This is a genomic window from Bacillus sp. NEAU-242-2 (genome assembly GCF_027853835.1).
Classification (GTDB): Bacteria; Bacillota; Bacilli; order Bacillales; family Bacillaceae; genus Bacillus; species Bacillus velezensis.
This window is the reverse complement of the sequence record NZ_JAPNNY010000003.1, coordinates 234,209-254,320: the sequence shown is the minus strand read 5'-3', so window position 1 is coordinate 254,320 and position 20,112 is coordinate 234,209. Positions and strand designations below refer to the sequence as shown.

The following is a 20,112-nucleotide window of genomic DNA, read 5'->3' as shown; positions in this document are numbered from 1 at the left end:
GATACTAAACAGATTATTCATATCCATTTACTTGTATAAATTAACAATTAGAATTGACTGGGGTGTTCATATTGAAAATATCGACAAAGGGAAGATACGGGCTCACCATTATGATTGAATTGGCGAAAAAGCATGGAGACGGTCCGACGTCGCTCAAAAGCATCGCCCAAACAAACAGCCTTTCTGAGCATTACTTGGAACAGCTTGTATCACCGCTCAGAAACGCCGGACTCGTAAAAAGCATCAGAGGCGCTTACGGGGGTTACGTGCTCGGGGGCCAGCCTGAAGAGATAACGGCCGGAGATATTATCAGAGTGCTGGAAGGGCCGATCAGCCCGGTAGAAGTGCTTGAGGATGAAGAGCCTGCCAAGCGGGAGTTATGGATCCGCATCCGCGACGCTGTAAAAGACGTGCTGGACAGCACGACGTTAGAAGACCTTGCGAGCTACACGGACGGCGAGCAGGAAGCTTATATGTTCTATATTTAAACCAGAGGTGTAAAGACAATGGAACGGATTTATTTAGATCATGCCGCGACTTCCCCGATGGATGAACGTGTGCTCGAAGAAATGAAGCCCCATTTCTTCGGCAGTTTCGGCAACCCGTCAAGCATTCATTCATTCGGGAGAGAATCCCGGAAATGGGTCGATGAAGCGAGAGCGGACATCGCGCGCGAAATCAGTGCGAAAGAACAGGAAATTATTTTCACAAGCGGCGGCACGGAGGCTGATAATTTAGCGATTTTCGGAACGGCTGCCGCCCGGAAGAATGAAGGAAAGCATATCATTACGACCGCTGTTGAGCATCATGCTGTATTGCACGCCTGCGAAAAGCTGGAAGAAGACGGCTTTGAGGTGACATACCTCATCCCCGGCCCTTCAGGACGGATCAGTGCAAATCAGGTGAAAGAAGCGCTCCGTGATGATACAATCCTTGTTACCGTCATGTATGGCAATAACGAAGTCGGAACCATTCAGCCGATTGACGAAATCGGAGAGCTGTTAAGCGGGCATCAGGCCTATTTTCACACAGATGCCGTCCAGGCATTCGGTTATATGCCGATTGATGTGAAAAAAAGCAGAATTGACATGCTGTCTGTTTCCGGTCACAAGCTTAACGGGCCTAAAGGGACAGGCTTTTTATATGTAAATCAAGAGGTGAAGCTGTCACCGATTCTTCTTGGGGGAGAGCAGGAACGAAAGCGCCGCGCGGGGACGGAAAATGTACCGGGCATCGCCGGCTTAAAAGAAGCGGTCGTCCTTTCAAACCGTGAGAGGGAAGAGAAAACAGCGAAGTATAAGGAGTTTAAGAACATCATCATGAGCACGCTGGAAGAAGCCGGCGTCACAGCGGAGGTGAACGGAGATGCCGAGAAATGCCTGCCTCATATTTTAAACCTTTACTTTCCCGGTGTGCCGGTGGAAGCGCTGCTGGTCAATCTTGACATGGAAGGCATTGCCGTCTCCAGCGGATCTGCTTGTACAGCGGGATCCGTTCTTCCGTCCCATGTGCTTACGGCCATGTTCGGAAGTGAGAGCGGCAGGCTGACTTCGTCAATCCGCCTCAGCTTCGGCCTCGGCAATACGGCGGAACAAATCGAAACAGCCGCCGAAAAGCTTGCCGCCGTCGTTAAACGGCTTGCTTAAAACGGCGGACTTACGTTTTTAATGGAGTGAATGCAAATGGAAAAACGGCCGGAGGATACAAGAGTCGTAGTCGGCATGTCCGGCGGCGTGGACTCTTCCGTGGCGGCCCTTCTGCTGAAGGAGCAGGGCTACGATGTAATCGGAATCTTTATGAAAAACTGGGATGATACGGACGAAAACGGTTTTTGCACGGCGACGGAAGATTATGAAGACGTCATCCGGGTCTGCAACCAGATCGGAATTCCGTATTATGCCGTCAATTTTGAGAAGCAATATTGGGAGAAGGTATTTCAATATTTCCTTGATGAATATAAAGCCGGAAGAACCCCCAATCCGGATGTCATGTGCAATAAAGAAATTAAGTTTAAGGCTTTCTTGGATCATGCTCTGTCACTCGGCGCGGATTATCTTGCGACGGGCCATTACGCCCGCGTGGACAGAAGCGCAGGTACAGTGCGCATGCTCCGCGGTCTGGATGAAAACAAGGACCAGACTTATTTTCTGAATCAGCTCAATCAGGAACAGCTCAGCAAAGTCATGTTCCCGATCGGTGATCTGCAAAAAAGCCGCGTGCGGGAAATCGCCAAAGAAGCGGAACTTGCGACAGCTGCGAAAAAAGACAGCACGGGAATCTGCTTTATCGGCGAACGCAACTTCAAAACGTTTCTCAGCCAATATCTCCCCGCTCAGCCGGGCGATATGATGACAATGGACGGAGAAATAAAAGGGCGTCATGACGGTCTGATGTATTATACAATCGGACAGCGCCACGGTCTTGGAATCGGCGGAAGCGGCGAGCCGTGGTTCGCCGTCGGTAAAGATCTTGAAAAAAACATTCTGTATGTTGATCAAGGATTCCATAATCCGCTTCTGTATTCCGATAAGATCACGGCGACAAATGTCAGCTGGACGCGTCCCGGTCTGATGGACAGCGGCGAAATGACATGCACGGCGAAATTCCGCTACCGTCAGGAAGATCACAAAGTAACGGTGAAAATGACGGGTGATGATGAAGCGGAAATCATTTTTGACGGGCAGGTACGCGCCGTTACGCCGGGACAAGCCGTCGTTTTTTATGACGGAGAAGAGTGCCTCGGCGGCGGAACGATAGATGACGTTTATAAAGACGGAACAAAACTGTGGTACGTATAACACATGTAAAAAACCTCAACTCGCATGTTGGGGTTTTTTAGCGAAAGGAAGTTAAAAATGGATTATAATAAAATCGGGATTGACGCCATGCAGGAGGGCGATTTTGAAAAAGCGGCAGAGGCTTTTACGAAAGCGATTGAGGAAAACGGCCAAGACCCGGTGCCGTACATCAACTTCGCAAATCTGCTTTCTTCTGTGAACGAACTCGAACGGGCGCTTGCATTCTATAACAGAGCGCTTGAATTGGACAATTCGGCGGCAGCCGCTTATTACGGTGCGGGAAACGTATATGTGATGAAAGAATCGTTTTCCGAAGCGAAGGATATGTTTGAAAAAGCGCTTCGTTCCGGAATGGAAAACGGAGATTTGTTTTATATGCTGGGGACCGTTCTCGTTAAATTAGAGCGGCCGAAGCTTGCACTGCCGTATTTGCAGCGTGCCGTTGAATTAAACGAAAATGACACGGAAGCGCGCTTCCAGTTCGGAATGTGTCTTGCAAATGAAGAAATGCTGGATGAAGCGCTTGCGCAGTTTGAGACGGTGATCGAGCAGGATCCAGGCCACGCGGACGCATTTTATAATGCCGGGGTCGCTTACGCGTACAAAGAAAATCGTGAAAAGGCGCTTGAGATGCTGGAAGGCGCAATCGGCATACAGCCTGATCATATGCTTGCGCTTCATGCGAAACAGCTTATCACCCAGTCATAACAAAAGGAGGGAAGGCTCGTGGATCAGCTGAACATCGAAGAACAGCCGTATGTAAAAGGCGTCATTCATACGGTCATTTATCATAATGACACCAACCTGTATACAGTGCTGAAAGTCAAGGTTGCAGAAACGTCTGAGGCGATCGAAGACAAGGTCGTATCCGTAACGGGCTACTTCCCTCTGCTGCAAGAAGATGAGACCTATACATTTTACGGAAAAACTGCCACGCATCCTAAGTTCGGCCTGCAATTTCAGGCTGAACACTTTAAAAAAGAAATTCCGACCACAAAAGAAGGAATCATTCACTATTTATCAAGTGATCTGTTTGAAGGAATCGGAAAAAAAACGGCGGAAGAAATCGTCAAAAAGCTTGGAGACGGCGCGCTCAATAAAATTCTGTCGGATGCGTCGGTGCTTTACGATGTGCCGAAAATGTCGAAAAAGAAAGCGGATAAGCTTGCCGGAGAGCTGCAGCGGCATCAGGGTCTTGAGCAGATTATGATCTCTCTGAACCAATACGGTTTCGGGCCCCAGCTATCCATGAAAATATATCAGGCCTACGAAACGGAAACCTTGGAGAAAATTCAGGAAAATCCTTATCAGCTTGTAAAAGACGTTGAGGGCATCGGCTTTGTGAAAGCTGACGAGCTGGGCGGAAAAATGGGTCTGTCAGGAAACCACCCGGAGCGGATCAAAGCGGCTATCTTATATACGATTGAATCGACATGTCTTTCAGAGGGCCACACGTACATAGAAACAAAGCAGCTGATTATCAATACGCAAACGCTTCTGAATCAGTCAGCTGAAGGCGGCCGCGTCACGGAAATGGATGCGGCTGACGGCATCATCGCCCTCGGGGAGAGTAAGGATATCGTCATCGAAGGAGAGCGCTGCTATTTTCCGTCCTTGTTTTACGCGGAACAAAACGTCGCAAAACGCGTGCTCGACATTGCCGCTCAGACGGAGTATGCCGATCAATTTCCTGAATCGGAATTTCTGCTTGCACTCGGTGAACTGGAAGAACGGATGAATGTTCAATACGCACCAAGCCAAAAGGATGCCATTCAAAAAGCGCTGTCTTCACCGATGCTTTTACTGACCGGAGGACCTGGAACGGGGAAAACGACCGTTATTAAAGGAATCGTGGAATTATACAGTGAACTGCACGGCGTATCCCTTGACCCCGGTGATTATAAAAAAGACGAGGCGTTTCCGGTGCTGCTTGCCGCGCCGACCGGAAGAGCCGCAAAACGGATGAGCGAATCTACGGGTCTGCCGGCTGTTACGATTCACAGGCTGCTCGGCTGGAATGGCGCTGAAGGCTTTACCTACAACGAAGATCAGCCGATTGAAGGGAAACTGATCATTATAGACGAAGCGAGTATGCTTGATATCTGGCTCGCCAGCCATTTGTTTAAGGCGCTTCCTAAGCACATTCAGCTCATTATTGTCGGTGATGAAGACCAGCTTCCTTCAGTAGGACCGGGGCAGGTGCTCAGAGATCTTTTGGCTTCTGAAGTGCTGCCGACCGTGCGCCTGACAGATATTTACCGTCAGGCTGAAGGATCATCCATTGTGGAACTTGCCCATGATATGAAAAAAGGACTGCTTCCAAAGGGGCTGACCGCGCCGACAAAGGACCGCTCATTTATCCGCTGTAATTCTTCACAGATTAAAGAAGTCGTGGATCAGGTCGTCTCGAATGCGTTAAAAAAGGGGTATACCTCCAGAGATATTCAAGTGCTTGCCCCGATGTACAGGGGAAAAGCGGGAATTAACGAGCTGAACATGCTTCTTCAGGACATCATGAATCCGCCTAAAGAAAAAAGGCGGGAGCTGAAATTCGGGGATGTCGTCTACAGGACGGGCGATAAAATATTGCAGCTTGTCAACCAGCCGGAAAACAATGTGTTTAACGGCGATATCGGCGAAATCGTGTCCATTTTTTATGCCAAAGAAAATACGGAAAAAGAAGACATGGTCGTCGTCTCGTTTGACGGCAACGAAATCACCTTTACGAAAAAGGATTTCAGCCAGTTTACCCACGCTTACTGCTGTTCCATTCATAAGTCGCAGGGAAGCGAATTCCCGATTGTCGTCCTGCCTGTCGTCAAAGGCTACTATCGAATGCTCAGGAGAAATCTGCTTTATACCGCCATTACAAGAGCGAAAAAATTCCTGATTCTTTGCGGAGAAGAAGAAGCGCTTGAATGGGGCGTCAAAAACAATGATGCCACCGTCAGACAGACGTCGCTTAAAAACAGGCTCACAGAGCAGACTGAAGAGATGGATGCAGAACTGGCCGCCCTGCAAAAAGAGCTGCCGTTCAGTGTATACGATGCGAACATCGGAATGGAAGGCATCACGCCTTTTGACTTTATGGAAGAAAAAGCGTAAATAAAACCCGGCACATGTTTATGCGCCGGTTTTTCGCCTGTGGAAGTCATTTCAAAGTATGCTGCCCGGCTTCTTGGCAAAACCTATACGTGTTCAACAAAAGGTGGTTGATCACACTTTGAGAACATGCCATGCAGCTGAAGGACGAACAGTATATGACGAAAACACCGGGCGAAGTCTCGGAATGATATCGGATGTATGTTTCTCTCTGGACGGCCGGTTTCTCGGTTTCGTGCTGGAGCAGAAACGCTTGTTTCACAACCGCCATCTTTTTTTAGGGGCAAGTGATATAAAAGAGATGGATCAAGAAGCCGTAGCTGCCGGTCATGCTCATTTGCAGCCTTTGCCGAAGAGCTGTTTCACCTTTGAACAGATTAAAATGCAGCCGGTGAAATCGCCTGATGGTGAAATGTTCGGTTTGCTGGAAGATGTATACTTTTGTTTGGACAGGGGCATAATCGTAGCATATGAACTCTCGGACGGCTTCTTTTCAGATCTGGCTGGCAGACGCCAAGTGCGCCGCGCCGCCGATACGCTTATTGAAGCGGGGAAAGAAGGCATCGTCCTGAACGGATAAGAGGTGTAGTCTGTGCTTGTATGTCCGAACTGCAAAAGTAAAGATATCGGCAAAATCGGCGTAAACCAATACTATTGCTGGGGCTGCTTCATTGAGCTGACGGTGGCCAAAGGCAAAATTGCGACACATCAAGTAGAGGAAGACGGCACGTTAAGCAGTCTTGATGATTTGTTTTCTGAAGACGAACGCAGTATCAATTTTTAAAGTTGAAAGGAGATACGCGCGATGGGCAGAACAATGACCTCTCTGTTGGCTTTAGGAGCTGGAGCCGTTATGTATCGTATGGCTTCTCAGTCCGATATGCTGAATAAAAAAGGTATGAAACGGATGAGAAGACGAGTCATGAAAATGTTTTAAGCAGAAAAAAGGATACTTCTCCGGAAGTATCCTTTTTACGTTTGTCTCGCTTCCAGCCGTCTGGCTGCGAGAGACAGGCTGTAATTAACCGCGAAATACATCAGGGCCGCCAGCAGAAAGATCGGGAAAAAATACCCCCCGTCAGCGCTTTGTCCGTTTAAAATCTGCGCGTTATGAATCAGTTCGGGCAGAGCGATGACGACCGCAAGTGACGTATCCTTTAATAAGGAGATAAACTGGCTCACAATCGGAGGAACCATACGCCTGAGCGCCTGCGGCATGACGACGAGAAAAAGAGTCTGCGTGTACGTCAGTCCTGAAGAACGCGCCGCTTCAATCTGTCCTTTGTCAACGGATTGCAAACCGCTTCTGATGATTTCTGACAGCATGGCCGATTCAAAAATCGTCAGCGCCGTGATGGCGGCCGCGGTAATTTCCAGTTTGATCCCGATTTCCGGAAGGGCAAAAAACGTAAAGAAAATGATTAATAACAGCGGCAGGTTGCGGATGGTTTCCACAATGGCCGCTATAATGCCCGAGACGATAGGAATGTTCGCATAGCGCAAAGTGCCGGCGGCAAGCCCGAAAATAAAACTCAGGACAATGGAGATCAGCGCAACATAAAGTGTGACCAAAAAGCCGTCCCATAAAAACAGCAGATGGTCAGGTGTATAGGCGCCGCTAAAATCCATGTTTTTCACTCTCCTTCTCTAATAACTCTTTCCGAGACGTCTTTCCAAATAGTGAACCCCGATGCTGAGCGGGATCGTTAATATCAAATAAAAAAGCGCGACGAAAATATAGACATCAAACACGACAAGAGTGCTCGAGGACACGAGATCCGCCTGATACATCAAATCGAGTCCCGCCACCACTCCGAGTATTGATGAGTTTTTGACAAGGTTGAGAAATTGGTTTCCGAGCGGGGGAATGACGATTTTTACGGCCTGAGGAAGAATGATATATCTCATCGCCTGACTGTAGGTGAAGCCTGACGATCTGGCCGCTTCCATCTGCCCTTTGGGGACAGTCTGAATTCCGGCTCTGATGGCTTCTGCGATAAAGGCGGACGTGTAAATCGTAAGCGCAATCGTTCCCGCCTGAAAGCCGTCCAGTCTCAGCCCGGCGTTCGGAAGTCCGAAATAAAAAACGAATGTGATGAGGAGAAGAGGGATGTTCCGGATAAATTCCACATACGCAGTGCCGATCCATTGAAGGGGTTTGAAAGCCGTGATTCTCATGACTGCGATCAGAACGCCCACCGCAAAGCTGCCTGCCAGCGCGATGAAGCTCGCAAGCAATGTGTGCAGGAAACCGTCCATATTCATATCGAAGTTTTCCGTTAAAATTGAAAAGTTCATCTATGTCACTCCTTATAAAACGGGGATGAGCATGCCTGCTCATCCCGCGGTCCGTCCTATTTTGCCGGTTCTTCTTTTATCCATTTTTTATAGATTTTTTCGTACCTGCCGTCGGCTTTCATTTTTTTCAAAGAGGCGTTGATTTTTTTGACAAGGCCGGATTGGCCTTTTTTGACGGCGATTCCGTAAGGTTCATCGGTGAAGGTTTCGCCCGTCAGCTGATATTGTTTATTTTCATCCGCCATGCCGTATAAAATCGCATTATCGGTTGTGAGCGCATCTCCCTGTCCCGCTTTAAGCGCAGTGAACGCTTCGGCGTAATTTTCAAATTCCAGCACTGAGGCGTCAGGCGCTTTTTCTCTGATGTTCTGTGAGGAAGTGGAGCCTTTTACCGCTAATACTTTTGAGCCTTTTCCCAGGTCTTCGGTGCTTTTGATGCTGCTTCCTTTTTTGACGAGCAGGGATTGCCCGGCTTCAAAATAAACATCTGAGAAATCAACTTCTTTTTTCCGCTCATCCGTTATCGTCATCGTGGCGGTGATGGCGTCGATATCGCCGTTTTGCAGCATCGGAATTCTCGTTTTTGACGTCACTTCTTTAAATTCCGCTTTCTTCTCATCCCCCAGAATATCTTTTGCGAGCTGTTTTGAGATATCAATATCGAAGCCTTCAATATCACCGGAGCTTGGGTTTTTCAGCCCGAATAACCTCGTGTCGGTTTTGACGCCGAAGATGATTTTGTCTCTGTCTTTAATAGAGGCTAACGTGTCTTTTCCCGTTCCTTTTGAATCCCCGGACGTTTCTTTCCCTCCGCAGGCTGCCAGCATAAAGACGGCCAGCAGTGATATCAATCCGAATGACAACCATTTTGTTACGCGTGACATAAGCGCTCCTCCGTTTCTTTTCAGTGATTTAAAATACGGCTTAAGAATAAACGCGCCCTCTCTTCACGGGGGCTTTCGTAAAATTCAGCCGGTGCAGCTTCTTCTAAGATGGATCCGCCGTCGATAAACACGATGCGGTCCGCCACTTCTTTTGCGAATCCCATTTCATGTGTGACGACTGCCATGGTCATGCCTTCCTTTGCGAGTGTTTTCATGACATCCAGCACTTCCCCGATCATTTCCGGATCAAGCGCGGATGTGGGTTCATCAAACAGCATAATTTCGGGCTTCATCGCAAGCCCCCTGGCGATGGCGACACGCTGCTGCTGGCCGCCGGAAAGCTGTGAAGGATAAGCGTCCGCTTTGTCCGGTATACCGACTTTTTTCAAATAGTATAAGGCCGTTTCCTTTGCTTCTTCTTTTGATTGCTTGAGCACTTTGATCGGTGCGAGCATGATGTTTTGCAGAACGGTTTTGTGCGGGTACAGATGAAAATGCTGAAACACCATTCCGATATTCCGGCGGACCTGATTGATATCCGTTTTCTTGTCACGGATGGAGACGCCGTTTACCGTTAAGGCGCCTCCATCAACTGTTTCCAGCTGATTAATGCAGCGGAGAAGCGTGCTTTTTCCCGATCCTGAAGGTCCGATGATAACGACGACTTCCCCTTTTTTAATGTGCAGATTAATGTTTTTCAGCACGTGGAAATGTCCGTAGTGCTTATTTACATCCTGAAATGAAATCATGGCCATCCTCCTTAAAAAAACATGAGTCATATTGACTGGACAGTTTTGAAATCCCTTAACACATTACGATGGTTATACAGACTTTTATGAATATTAGTTAGACTATTTCGTAATTTCTGATAATTATTTCCATCAAGAGGTCTGCGTCATAAGGCGGAGTTTATGAAACGGGAATAATTCCGGCTTTCTGTCAAAAGATAAAGCAAGAGGTGAAACGTCATGCTTCAAAAACCGCTGCAGCTCTTAATGTGGACGGCTGTATGTCTGCTCGTTTTGTTAACAGTGTATGTCTTTTGCATGCTCGATATGTTATGGTCTCCCATTTGGCTTGTTATAAAATCTCTCTTTATTCCTATATTCATCGCAGTATTTATTGCTTATCTTTTACTTCCGATTACTGAATGGCTTCATAGAAAAGGGATGCCTAGAACTTTAAGCCTGCTTCTGATTTATTGCCTGTTTTTCGGCGGAATCGGCTGGGGGGTTTATAAAGGGGTTCCTGTTTTAATTGAACAGCTGCAGGATCTGTCTGAGAGCATTCCCGGTCTGGCCGAAAACTACAACAGCATGCTGAGGCATCTGCATAATCACACGGATCATTGGCCTGACGGCATGCACCATCGGATGGACAAAATGATTCAGCAGACAGAAACGTTTCTTGCCGGCACGATTGAAAGCACGATCAGAAGCATCCGTTTCGTGCTTGATTATATCCTGATCGCGGCGACGATTCCTTTTCTCGTGTTCTATATGGTGAAGGATATAGACGTTATGAAAAAGACGGTCTGGTATTTGACGCCGAAATCCTGGAGAAAAAGGGGGAGTGAATTTCTGCGGGATGTGGACGACTCTCTCGGTGATTACATCCGCGGTCAGCTTCTCGTTTGTTTTTTGCTCGGGTTCATAGCCGGCGTTTCATTTTGGCTGTTCGGGCTTCCTTACCCGCTGATTTTGGGCCTTGCCATCGGGATTACGAATGTCATCCCGTATTTCGGTCCGTTTATCGGCGCTGTGCCGGCGCTGCTCCTTTCGCTGGCGATTTCCTCCAAGGCTGTGATCATCGTAATCGTCACGATTTTTATTCTTCAATTTATAGAAGGAAACATTTTGAGCCCGCTCATTGTCGGACGAAGTCTCAGGATGCACCCCGTCGTGATCATGCTTGCGCTTCTTGCCGGAGGGGAGCTCGCGGGCATTCCCGGCATGATTCTCGCTGTTCCGGCGGCAGCCGTTTTAAAAGTGACGGCCATTCACTTTTTGCGGATCAGGACGGAACATTGACATTCGGGTTCTGCTTGTCTATAATTTCGAGTAGAATACATACGAATCTCGAGTGACGGATATGAGTACGCCGAAGCCCTGTTTAAGAGAGAAGCTCCGATACGCTGAAAGGAGCTTCAGCAGAAGATCGGCCGAAGCTAATCCTGAGTGCAGTTAAAGGCTGCCGCAATCCTGCGTTACGGGATGAAAGGTGACAGGCCTTTTTCGGCCTGTAATCAGGGTGGTACCGCGAGACAGCTCTCGTCCCTGTGTGAACGCATGGTTTGCATAGGGAGAGAGCTTTTTTGCTGTCGCAAAAGAGAATTTCGGGTAGTGATAAGGAGGAATATAGATGAAACACTTAACTTCTGCTGAAGTGCGTCAAATGTTTTTAGATTTCTTTAAAGAAAAAGGCCATGCCGTTGAACCGAGCGCCTCATTGGTTCCGCATGAAGATCCGTCTTTATTATGGATCAACAGCGGCGTTGCGACGCTGAAAAAATACTTTGACGGCCGCGTTGTGCCGGAGAATCCGAGAATTGTAAACGCGCAAAAATCAATCCGCACAAATGATATTGAAAATGTGGGGAAAACGGCGCGCCACCACACGTTCTTTGAGATGCTCGGAAACTTTTCCATCGGTGATTATTTTAAAGAAGAAGCCATCACGTGGGCATGGGAGTTTTTAACGAGCGAAAAGTGGATCGGCTTTGATCCGGAGCTGCTGTCTGTAACGGTTCACCCTGAGGATGAAGAAGCTTATACGCTATGGGCGGAAAAAATCGGCGTTCCGGAAGAAAGAATCATCCGTCTGGAAGGGAACTTCTGGGATATCGGCGAAGGCCCGAGCGGACCGAATACAGAAATTTTCTATGACCGCGGCGAGAAATACGGCAATGATCCGTCAGATTCTGAATTGTATCCGGGCGGCGAAAATGACCGCTATCTTGAAGTGTGGAACCTGGTATTCTCAGAGTTCAACCACAACCCGGACGGCACGTACACACCGCTTCCGAAGAAAAACATTGATACGGGCATGGGGCTTGAACGGATGGTCTCCGTGATTCAGGACGTCCCGACAAACTTTGACACTGATTTGTTTATGCCGATTATTGAAGCAACAGAGCGTATTTCCGGAGATACTTACGGAAAGGATGCAGTGAAGGATACGGCCTTTAAAGTGATCGCCGATCATATCAGAACGGTCGCATTTGCGGTAAGCGACGGAGCTCTGCCGTCAAATGAAGGGCGCGGGTATGTACTGAGACGCCTCTTGCGCCGGGCGGTGCGATACGCGAAAACCATCGGTATCAGCCGTCCGTTTATGTACGAGCTGGTTCCGACTGTTGCAGGAATTATGGACGCTTTCTATCCGGAGGTGAAAGAAAAGCAAGAGTTTATCGCCAAAGTCATCAAAACGGAGGAAGAGCGCTTCCATGAAACATTAAACGAAGGTCTGGCCATTTTATCCGACGTGATAAAGAAAGAGAAGGAAAAAGGCAGCGGCATCATCTCCGGAAAAGACGTATTCAAACTGTACGATACGTACGGATTCCCGGTTGAATTGACGGAGGAATACGCGGAAGATGAGCAAATGAAGGTTGACCATAAAGGCTTTGAAGCCGAAATGGAAAAACAGCGTGAACGGGCGAGAAATGCGCGCCAAGATGTAGGAAGCATGCAGGTGCAGGGCGGCGCATTGCGCGACATTACCGCAGAAAGCACATTTGTCGGCTACAGTGCCGTAAAAGCTGAAGCGAAGGTGATCGAGCTTCTTCATGACGGGCAATTAATCAGCGAGGCGCATGAAGGGGATACCGTCCAAATTCTTCTTGATAAAACGCCTTTCTATGCTGAAAGCGGCGGACAGATCGGTGACAGAGGAGTGCTGAGAAGCGAGCAGGCTGTCGTAACCATTAAGGACGTGAAAAAAGCTCCGAACGGTCAGCATGTACACGAAGGCACGGTGGATAGCGGCACGATTCAAAAAGGCGCAAGCGTGACGGCTGAAGTTGAAGATCAAATGAGAAGCGGCGTGGTGAAAAACCATACAGCAACCCACCTTCTGCACCAGGCGCTGAAAGACGTTCTCGGCACACATGTCAACCAAGCGGGTTCACTCGTTACCGAAAATCGTCTGCGTTTTGACTTCTCTCATTTCGGTCAAGTGACAAAAGAAGAACTTGAACGCATTGAAGGAATCGTCAACGAAAAAATCTGGGAGAGCATTCCGGTAGCGATTGATTTGAAACCGATCAATGAAGCGAAAGAAATGGGCGCGATGGCCCTGTTCGGCGAGAAATACGGCGATATCGTCCGCGTCGTACAAGTCGGAGATTACAGCCTTGAGCTTTGCGGCGGATGCCATGTCACGAATACGGCTGAAATCGGTCTGTTTAAAATCGTATCCGAATCAGGGATCGGCGCAGGTACGCGAAGAATCGAAGCCGTAACAGGAAAAGGCGCTTATCAGGAAATGAACAGCCAGCTCAGCCTTCTGCAGCACGCTGCGGACGAGCTGAAATCAAACGTAAAAGACGTACCGAAGCGAATTCAGTCTCTTCAAGCAGAGCTGAAGGAAGCGCAAAGAGAAAATGAATCATTGCTCAGCAAACTTGGCAATGTGGAAGCCGGAGCCATTCTGTCTAAAGTAAAAGACATCGGCGGCGTAAAAGTGCTGGCTGAAAAAGTAAATGCGAAAGACATGAACCACCTTCGCACTATGGTGGATGATCTGAAAGCGAAGCTCGGTTCTGCGGTCATCATTCTCGGCGCCGTGCAAAACGAGAAAGTCAACCTTTCAGCAGGCGTGACGAAAGACCTGATCGAAAAAGGCCTTCACGCCGGCAAAATGGTCAAACAAGCGGCTGAAGTCTGCGGAGGCGGAGGCGGAGGCCGTCCGGACATGGCGCAGGCCGGCGGAAAGCAGCCTGAAAAATTGGAAGAGGCGCTCGCATCTGCGGAAGATTGGATAAAATCCGTTTTATAATCCTTTCAACTAGTGTAGAATGATGATAAGATGAGGACCTCAGGCTGAACTTTGCCTGCGAATTTGGGAAAGAGGTGCAAAACGGTGAGCTCGTTTGATAAAACGATGAAATTTAATTTCTCCGATGATTCTGCTGAAACAAACGTCGAAGAAGTGCTGAATACGGTATATGATGCGCTTCAGGAAAAGGGGTACAATCCTATCAACCAGATTGTCGGATACTTGCTGTCTGGAGATCCTGCATACATTCCTAGGCATCGCGACGCCCGGAACTTAATTCGCAAACTGGAACGTGACGAATTAATCGAGGAATTGGTAAAATCCTATCTAGAACAGCATAAAGAGGCGTAAATACATTCATGAGAATATTGGGACTTGATCTTGGTACGAAAACACTCGGCGTAGCTTTAAGCGATGAAATGGGCTGGACCGCTCAAGGCATTGAGACGATAAAAATAAACGAGGCTGAAGGAGATTACGGTCTGGACCGTTTATCCGAGCTGATGAAAGACTATAATGTAGAGAAGATCGTGCTCGGTTTTCCGAAAAACATGAACGGGACGATCGGTCCGAGAGGCGAAGCCAGCCAAACATTTGCGAAACTGCTTGAAACAGCGTACAATGTCCCTGTTGTGCTGTGGGACGAGCGTCTGACGACGATGGCGGCTGAAAAAATGCTGATCGCGGCTGACGTCAGCAGGCAAAAACGAAAAAAAGTCATTGATAAAATGGCGGCTGTCATGATCCTTCAAGGATATCTGGACAGTTTAAACTAAGAGGTGAAAGAAATGGAACACGGCGAAAAACACATTACAATTGTCGATGATCAAGGCAACGAACAGCTTTGCGAAGTGCTGTTCACATTTGAAAACGACACATTCAACAAATCTTACGTACTTTATTATCCGATTGATGCTCAAGACGATGATGAAATCGAAATTCACGCTTCAAGCTTCGAACCGAACGAAAACGGTGAAGACGGCGAACTGATGCCGATTGAAACCGATGAAGAGTGGGAAATGATCGAAGAAACGCTGAACACGTTTTTAGCGGAAGAAGACGAAGAATAAAATGAACAGAAAAAGCCGGAGCGCATATGCGCTTCGGCTTTTTTTTGTAATAAATTGCCGAATGCACATGAATCATGTAGTATAAGAGCTGTTGGGAGGAAAATACTTGTATGAATATCAATCAGACTAAAAATTCATTTCCGCGTAAAAACAAAAAAACAACGATAATACTGTCCTCCGTGATTGCTCTGCTTATCATCATTTGCGGTGCTTTTTTCTATGGAAAATCTCTGCTGTCTCCGGTTGACAAAGGCAGCAAAACGGCAGTCAATATTAATATTCCGAGCGGTTCTTCCGTTTCGGCAATCGCTGAAATTCTTGAGGATCAGCATGTCATCAAAAGCAAAAAAGCATTTCAGCTGTATGTGAAGTATAAAGGCGCTTCCGGGTTTCAGGCGGGATTTTACCACCTGAATAAAGGAATGGATGCGGATGCGATTATCAAAAAACTGACCGCGGGATCAACGGGATATGCCTTTCAGATCTCCGTTCCTGAAGGAAAACAGCTTACACAGATTGCGGATGCGATCGCAAAAGAAACATCATATTCAAAAGAAGAGATTATGGCGAAACTGGATGACAAAACATTCATCGGCAAACTGAAAAAACAGTTTCCTGATACGATAACGGACGCACTTTCAAACAAGAAGCTCAAGCATCCGCTCGAAGGCTATCTGTATCCGGCCACATATCCGTTTAATGATCCGGATGCATCGCTTGACACGATTTTGACGGCAATGGTTCAGGAAACAAACACCCGTATCGAAACGTATAAATCTGAACTGGAAAAAAAGAAACTTTCCGTCCATAACGCTCTGACGATGGCATCGCTTATTGAAGAAGAAGCCACCGCCAAAGCCGACCGTCACAAAATCGCCAGCGTTTTTTACAACAGGCTTGCAGAAAAAATGCCGCTGCAGACTGACCCGACGGTATTATATGCGGCCGGCAGGCATAAAAGCCGGGTCTACTACAAAGACCTGAAAATTGATTCTCCGTTTAATACGTATAAACATAAGGGGCTGCCGCCGGGACCGATTGCAAATGCCGGCGATTCATCATGGGAAGCGGCTCTCCGCCCTGACAAAACGGATTATCTCTATTTCCTTGCAAAATCAAACGGCGAGGTCGTTTTCACCAAAACATTAAAAGACCATAATAAAGCGAAGGAAAAGTATATTTCCAAAAAAGACAGCGAATAAAAGGAGGGCAAAAGCTCTCCTTTTATTCCATTCTGAAAGGTTTTATGATAAAATATATCGGGTTGTTTACTTATGGATAAAGAAGTGTCTTAAGAGAGTGTCCCCGCGGATTCGTCAGGGGCACTCCTTTTTAGAACGGAGGCTGTTTGCCGTGAATGATCGGTATGAACAAATAAACGAGTATATAAACGCGATGCTGAAGCCTCGGCCTGATAAAGTGAAAAAGCTTGAAGCCTATGCAAAAGAGCACCATGTTCCGATTATGGAAGAAGCGGGCATTGAAGTGCTGCTTCAAATGCTGTCGATTCAACAGGCGAAAAACATTTTGGAAATCGGCGCGGCAATCGGATATTCCGCCATACGGATGGCGCTTGAGCTTCCGGATGCGAATATTTACACGATTGAACGGGACGACAAACGCTATGAAGAAGCTGTGAACAATATAAAAGACTTTGAAATGGAAAAACGGATTCACGTAATGCACGGGGATGCGCTGGAACTTTCTGAGTCTGTCCGTGTCACGGCTCCTTATGATGCCATTTTTATCGACGCGGCCAAAGGCCAGTACACGAACTTTTTTGAGCTCTATGAACCGATGCTTGCGCCGGATGGAGTCATTTTTACGGACAATGTTCTGTTTAAAGGACTGGTGGCACAAAATCACTCGGACATTGAGCCGAAAAGAAGACGGAAGCTTGTTGAAAAAATTGATCAATATAACCAATGGCTGATGAACCGGCCTGACTATCAAACGGTCATACTTCCGGTCGGAGACGGCATCGCCATCAGTAAAAAGAAGAGGTGAATGATCATGAAAAAACCTGAACTTTTGGTGACTCCGACTTCTGTACAGGATATTCTTCCGCTCATTCAAGCGGGCGCAACGGCCCTGTTAGTCGGAGAACAGAGATACGGCCTGAGACTGGCCGGGGAATTTTCAAGAGAAGATATAAAAGAAGCCGTAAAGACAGCTCATCAGGAAGGCGCGAAAGTGTACGCCGCCGTCAATGCTATTTTTCACAACGAAAAAGTGGACGAGCTGAACGGCTATCTTGCCTTTTTGCAGGAGGCCGGCGTTGATGCTGCTGTTTTCGGTGATCCGGCCGTTTTAATGGCGGCGCGTGAAGCGGCTCCCGATCTCAAACTGCACTGGAGCACGGAAACAACGGGTACCAACTACTATTCCTGCAATTACTGGGGACGCAAAGGCGCACGGCGGGCAGTGCTGGCTAAAGAATTAAATATGGACAGCATCATTGACATAAAAGAAAACGCCGAAGTGGAAATTGAAATTCAAATCCACGGCATGACGTGCATGTTCCAATCGAAGCGTTCTTTAGTGGGCCATTACTTCGAATACCAGGGAAAAGTCATGGACATCGAACAGAAGAAAAAAGAAGCGGGAATGTTTCTGCATGACAAGGAACGGGGCAATAAATACCCGATTTTTGAAGATGAAAACGGCACGCACATCATGAGCCCGAACGATGTGTGCATGATTGATGAATTAGAGGACCTGATGGACGCCGGCATCGATTCTTTCAAAATTGACGGAGTTTTGAAGTCTCCTGAATACTTAACTGAAGTGACCCGCATGTACAGAGAAGCAATCAATCTGTGCTTTGAAAGCCGAGAGACATACGAAGAGAAAAAAGAGAGCTGGATAGAGCGGATTGAAAGCATTCAGCCTGTGAACAGAAGCATCGACACAGGATTCTTCTTTAAAGAAACGGTCTATTAAAAAGGAGGGTGCAACGGATGACAGCCGTAAATCAAACCATTTCCAAAGTCGTAAACGGAAAACGCGTCATTACGAAAAAACCTGAACTCCTTGCTCCGGCAGGAAACCTTGAAAAATTAAAAATTGCTGTTCATTACGGAGCGGACGCGGTTTTTATCGGAGGACAGGAATACGGACTCCGCTCAAATGCGGATAACTTCTCAATAGAAGAAATCGCAGAGGGCGTAGAATTTGCCAAAAAATACGGGGCAAAAATATATGTGACAACAAACATTTTCGCCCATAATGAAAATATGGACGGTCTGGAAGAATACTTAAAAGCGTTGGGAGACGCAAAAGTTGCCGGAATTATCGTCGCTGATCCGCTGATTATTGAAACATGCCGGAGAGTGGCCCCGGACGTAGAAATTCACCTCAGCACACAGCAGTCCCTTTCAAACTGGAAAGCGGTGCAGTTCTGGAAAGAAGAAGGGCTTGACCGCGTGGTGCTTGCCCGTGAAACGAGCGGACTGGAAATTAAAGAAATGAAGGAAAAGGTGGATATTGAAATCGAAACCTTTATCCACGGCGCTATGTGTATCGCTTATTCAGGACGATGCGTGCTGAGCAATCACATGACGGCCCGGGATTCCAACCGCGGCGGCTGCTGTCAGTCCTGCCGCTGGGATTATGATCTGTATCAGACAGACGGTGCAAACGCGGTCGCGCTCTATGACGAAGAAGACGCTCCGTTTGCGATGAGCCCGAAAGATTTAAAATTGATTGAATCCATTCCGCAAATGATCGAGATGGGTATCGACAGTCTGAAAATTGAAGGCCGGATGAAATCAATTCATTACGTTGCGACGGTTGTCAGCGTGTATCGCAAAGTCATCGACGCATACTGCGCTGATCCTGAAAACTTTGTCATTCAAAAAGAATGGCTGGATGAGCTGGACAAATGTGCAAACCGGGATACCGCGCCTGCTTTCTTTGAAGGCACGCCCGGGTATGAAGAGCAGATGTTCGGCGAACACGGAAAGAAAACAACATTTGATTTTGCCGGTCTCGTGCTCGCGTATAACGAGGAAACTCAAATGGTGACGCTCCAGCAGCGCAATTTCTTTAAACAAGGTGACGAAGTGGAATTTTTCGGTCCTGAAATCGACAATTTCACATTCACAATCGGCACTATTTGGGACGAAGACGGAAACGAGCTTGATGCTGCCCGCCATCCCCTGCAAATCGTTACATTTAAAGTAGACAAAAAGATTTATCCGAGCAACATGATGAGAAAGGGGAAGTAATCACCAATGGGTAAGAGTCCTGTAGTTATAGGCATCGCAGGAGGGTCCGGATCAGGAAAAACAAGCGTCACCCGTTCCATCTATGAACAGTTTAAAGGACACTCGATTTTAATGATCCAGCAAGACCTTTATTATAAAGACCAAAGCCATCTTCCGTTTGAAGAAAGGCTGAACACAAACTATGATCACCCGCTCGCATTTGATAATGACTATTTAATCGAGCATATTCAAGAGCTTTTGAATTACCGGCCGATAGAAAAGCCGATTTATGATTATAAACTGCATACGCGTTCTGAGGAAACCATTCCGGTTGAGCCGAAGGATGTCATTATTCTGGAAGGCATTCTCGTCCTCGAAGATAAAAGACTTCGCGACCTCATGGATATGAAACTTTATGTCGACACGGACGCGGATCTCCGTATCATCAGACGGATTATGAGAGATATTAACGAAAGAGGCCGTTCAATCGATTCTGTCATTGAGCAGTATGTGTCCGTCGTCAGACCGATGCACAATCAGTTTGTTGAACCGACGAAACGCTACGCGGACATCATTATTCCGGAAGGCGGACAAAACCACGTCGCAATTGATCTGATGGTCACGAAGATTCAAACGATCCTTGAACAAAATGCAATTTTGTAATACCATAGCATAGACATAAATAACTCAGACCATATTATGTATAGGCTGGAAGGGAATGAGACAGTTCCCTTCTTTCCCTGTTTATAAACCG

22 protein-coding genes and 1 other annotated feature are annotated in these 20,112 nt (G+C 47.3%); of the genes, 18 read left to right on the top strand and 4 right to left on the bottom strand.

All coding sequences use genetic code 11. The features are described 5' to 3' along the window. Window positions 1-71: 71 nt before the first annotated feature. The 8 genes from cymR to OWN49_RS11425 all read left to right on the top strand — a co-directional run bounded on the left by cymR (window position 72) and on the right by OWN49_RS11425 (window position 6,837). The gene (gene cymR, locus OWN49_RS11460; RefSeq protein WP_003152730.1) at window positions 72-488 is read left to right on the top strand and encodes a cysteine metabolism transcriptional regulator CymR; all 417 of its coding nucleotides are present in this window, start codon (window positions 72-74) and stop codon (window positions 486-488) included. A gap of 18 nt (window positions 489-506) precedes the next feature. Then, entirely contained in the window at window positions 507-1,646 is a 1,140-nt protein-coding gene (locus tag OWN49_RS11455; RefSeq protein ID WP_071391560.1) for a cysteine desulfurase family protein, read from the top strand. A gap of 36 nt (window positions 1,647-1,682) precedes the next feature. Further along, the gene (gene mnmA / locus OWN49_RS11450) at window positions 1,683-2,798 is read left to right on the top strand and encodes a tRNA 2-thiouridine(34) synthase MnmA (protein ID WP_058906210.1); all 1,116 of its coding nucleotides are present in this window, start codon (window positions 1,683-1,685) and stop codon (window positions 2,796-2,798) included. 87 nt (window positions 2,799-2,885) lie between these two features. Beyond that, window positions 2,886-3,506: a tetratricopeptide repeat protein gene (locus tag OWN49_RS11445; RefSeq protein ID WP_088005508.1), complete on the top strand. Its 621-nt coding sequence runs from the start codon at window positions 2,886-2,888 to the stop codon at window positions 3,504-3,506. A gap of 18 nt (window positions 3,507-3,524) precedes the next feature. Further along, window positions 3,525-5,903 (top strand): SF1B family DNA helicase RecD2, encoded by a 2,379-nt coding sequence (gene recD2, locus OWN49_RS11440; RefSeq protein WP_043867315.1) that lies wholly within the window; start codon window positions 3,525-3,527, stop codon window positions 5,901-5,903. Window positions 5,904-6,021: 118 nt separating this feature from the next. Continuing rightward, entirely contained in the window at window positions 6,022-6,480 is a 459-nt protein-coding gene (locus OWN49_RS11435; protein ID WP_017418223.1) for a PRC-barrel domain-containing protein, read from the top strand. 12 nt (window positions 6,481-6,492) lie between these two features. Then, complete coding sequence (locus OWN49_RS11430) at window positions 6,493-6,684, top strand: hypothetical protein (RefSeq protein WP_003152738.1); 192 nt, start codon at window positions 6,493-6,495, stop codon at window positions 6,682-6,684. A 21-nt stretch (window positions 6,685-6,705) separates the two neighbouring features. Further along, entirely contained in the window at window positions 6,706-6,837 is a 132-nt protein-coding gene (locus OWN49_RS11425; RefSeq protein WP_003152741.1) for a YrzQ family protein, read from the top strand. Window positions 6,838-6,872: 35 nt separating this feature from the next. Here the strand turns inward: OWN49_RS11425 and OWN49_RS11420 are convergent, their stop codons facing one another. From OWN49_RS11420 to OWN49_RS11405, 4 genes are read right to left on the bottom strand one after another with little or no spacing between them, the layout of a single operon-like run. Next, window positions 6,873-7,529, bottom strand: coding sequence for an amino acid ABC transporter permease (locus OWN49_RS11420; RefSeq protein WP_025649673.1), 657 nt, complete (start codon window positions 7,527-7,529; stop codon window positions 6,873-6,875). Between the two features lie 18 nt (window positions 7,530-7,547). Then, entirely contained in the window at window positions 7,548-8,198 is a 651-nt protein-coding gene (locus OWN49_RS11415) for an amino acid ABC transporter permease (RefSeq protein ID WP_176283441.1), read from the bottom strand. A 56-nt stretch (window positions 8,199-8,254) separates the two neighbouring features. Beyond that, window positions 8,255-9,082 (bottom strand): transporter substrate-binding domain-containing protein, encoded by an 828-nt coding sequence (locus OWN49_RS11410; protein ID WP_094247705.1) that lies wholly within the window; start codon window positions 9,080-9,082, stop codon window positions 8,255-8,257. 20 nt (window positions 9,083-9,102) lie between these two features. After that, window positions 9,103-9,831: an amino acid ABC transporter ATP-binding protein gene (locus OWN49_RS11405; RefSeq protein WP_003152746.1), complete on the bottom strand. Its 729-nt coding sequence runs from the start codon at window positions 9,829-9,831 to the stop codon at window positions 9,103-9,105. A gap of 219 nt (window positions 9,832-10,050) precedes the next feature. Here OWN49_RS11405 and OWN49_RS11400 point away from each other — a divergent pair, with 219 nt between their 5' ends. From OWN49_RS11400 to udk, 10 genes are all read left to right on the top strand, one after another. Further along, window positions 10,051-11,112, top strand: coding sequence for an AI-2E family transporter (locus tag OWN49_RS11400; protein WP_014305488.1), 1,062 nt, complete (start codon window positions 10,051-10,053; stop codon window positions 11,110-11,112). 43 nt (window positions 11,113-11,155) lie between these two features. Beyond that, window positions 11,156-11,363: a binding site (T-box leader), on the top strand. 80 nt (window positions 11,364-11,443) lie between these two features. Next, entirely contained in the window at window positions 11,444-14,080 is a 2,637-nt protein-coding gene (alaS, locus tag OWN49_RS11395; RefSeq protein WP_069473521.1) for an alanine--tRNA ligase, read from the top strand. Between the two features lie 84 nt (window positions 14,081-14,164). Further along, complete coding sequence (locus OWN49_RS11390; protein WP_012118070.1) at window positions 14,165-14,431, top strand: IreB family regulatory phosphoprotein; 267 nt, start codon at window positions 14,165-14,167, stop codon at window positions 14,429-14,431. An 8-nt stretch (window positions 14,432-14,439) separates the two neighbouring features. Then, window positions 14,440-14,856, top strand: coding sequence for a Holliday junction resolvase RuvX (gene ruvX, locus OWN49_RS11385; protein WP_003152750.1), 417 nt, complete (start codon window positions 14,440-14,442; stop codon window positions 14,854-14,856). Between the two features lie 12 nt (window positions 14,857-14,868). Continuing rightward, window positions 14,869-15,150, top strand: a complete 282-nt coding sequence (locus tag OWN49_RS11380) for a DUF1292 domain-containing protein (RefSeq protein ID WP_003152751.1) — start codon at window positions 14,869-14,871, stop codon at window positions 15,148-15,150. 110 nt (window positions 15,151-15,260) lie between these two features. Beyond that, window positions 15,261-16,352: an endolytic transglycosylase MltG gene (mltG, locus tag OWN49_RS11375; RefSeq protein ID WP_013353010.1), complete on the top strand. Its 1,092-nt coding sequence runs from the start codon at window positions 15,261-15,263 to the stop codon at window positions 16,350-16,352. Between the two features lie 151 nt (window positions 16,353-16,503). Further along, complete coding sequence (locus tag OWN49_RS11370; RefSeq protein ID WP_003152755.1) at window positions 16,504-17,157, top strand: O-methyltransferase; 654 nt, start codon at window positions 16,504-16,506, stop codon at window positions 17,155-17,157. A gap of 6 nt (window positions 17,158-17,163) precedes the next feature. After that, window positions 17,164-18,093, top strand: coding sequence for a peptidase U32 family protein (locus OWN49_RS11365; protein ID WP_176283440.1), 930 nt, complete (start codon window positions 17,164-17,166; stop codon window positions 18,091-18,093). A gap of 17 nt (window positions 18,094-18,110) precedes the next feature. Further along, on the top strand, window positions 18,111-19,379 hold the full coding sequence (locus OWN49_RS11360; RefSeq protein ID WP_003152759.1) for a peptidase U32 family protein: 1,269 nt from the start codon (window positions 18,111-18,113) through the stop codon (window positions 19,377-19,379). A gap of 6 nt (window positions 19,380-19,385) precedes the next feature. After that, complete coding sequence (gene udk, locus OWN49_RS11355) at window positions 19,386-20,021, top strand: uridine kinase (RefSeq protein WP_003152763.1); 636 nt, start codon at window positions 19,386-19,388, stop codon at window positions 20,019-20,021. Window positions 20,022-20,112: the final 91 nt, after the last annotated feature.

Bases quoted from the DNA above. Each gene is read 5' to 3' on its own strand.
- OWN49_RS11455 (WP_071391560.1), top strand. From the start codon at position 507: ATGGAACGGATTTATTTAGATCATGCCGCGACTTCCCCGATGGATGAA.
- mnmA (WP_058906210.1), top strand. From the start codon at position 1,683: ATGGAAAAACGGCCGGAGGATACAAGAGTCGTAGTCGGCATGTCCGGC.
- OWN49_RS11445 (WP_088005508.1), top strand. From the start codon at position 2,886: ATGCAGGAGGGCGATTTTGAAAAAGCGGCAGAGGCTTTTACGAAAGCG.
- OWN49_RS11425 (WP_003152741.1), top strand. From the start codon at position 6,706: ATGGGCAGAACAATGACCTCTCTGTTGGCTTTAGGAGCTGGAGCCGTT.
- OWN49_RS11420 (WP_025649673.1), bottom strand. From the start codon at position 7,529: ATGGATTTTAGCGGCGCCTATACACCTGACCATCTGCTGTTTTTATGG.
- OWN49_RS11415 (WP_176283441.1), bottom strand. From the start codon at position 8,198: ATGAACTTTTCAATTTTAACGGAAAACTTCGATATGAATATGGACGGT.
- OWN49_RS11410 (WP_094247705.1), bottom strand. From the start codon at position 9,082: ATGTCACGCGTAACAAAATGGTTGTCATTCGGATTGATATCACTGCTG.
- OWN49_RS11405 (WP_003152746.1), bottom strand. From the start codon at position 9,831: ATGATTTCATTTCAGGATGTAAATAAGCACTACGGACATTTCCACGTG.
- OWN49_RS11400 (WP_014305488.1), top strand. From the start codon at position 10,051: ATGCTTCAAAAACCGCTGCAGCTCTTAATGTGGACGGCTGTATGTCTG.
- alaS (WP_069473521.1), top strand. From the start codon at position 11,444: ATGAAACACTTAACTTCTGCTGAAGTGCGTCAAATGTTTTTAGATTTC.
- ruvX (WP_003152750.1), top strand. From the start codon at position 14,440: ATGAGAATATTGGGACTTGATCTTGGTACGAAAACACTCGGCGTAGCT.
- OWN49_RS11380 (WP_003152751.1), top strand. From the start codon at position 14,869: ATGGAACACGGCGAAAAACACATTACAATTGTCGATGATCAAGGCAAC.
- mltG (WP_013353010.1), top strand. From the start codon at position 15,261: ATGAATATCAATCAGACTAAAAATTCATTTCCGCGTAAAAACAAAAAA.
- OWN49_RS11365 (WP_176283440.1), top strand. From the start codon at position 17,164: ATGAAAAAACCTGAACTTTTGGTGACTCCGACTTCTGTACAGGATATT.
- OWN49_RS11360 (WP_003152759.1), top strand. From the start codon at position 18,111: ATGACAGCCGTAAATCAAACCATTTCCAAAGTCGTAAACGGAAAACGC.
- udk (WP_003152763.1), top strand. From the start codon at position 19,386: ATGGGTAAGAGTCCTGTAGTTATAGGCATCGCAGGAGGGTCCGGATCA.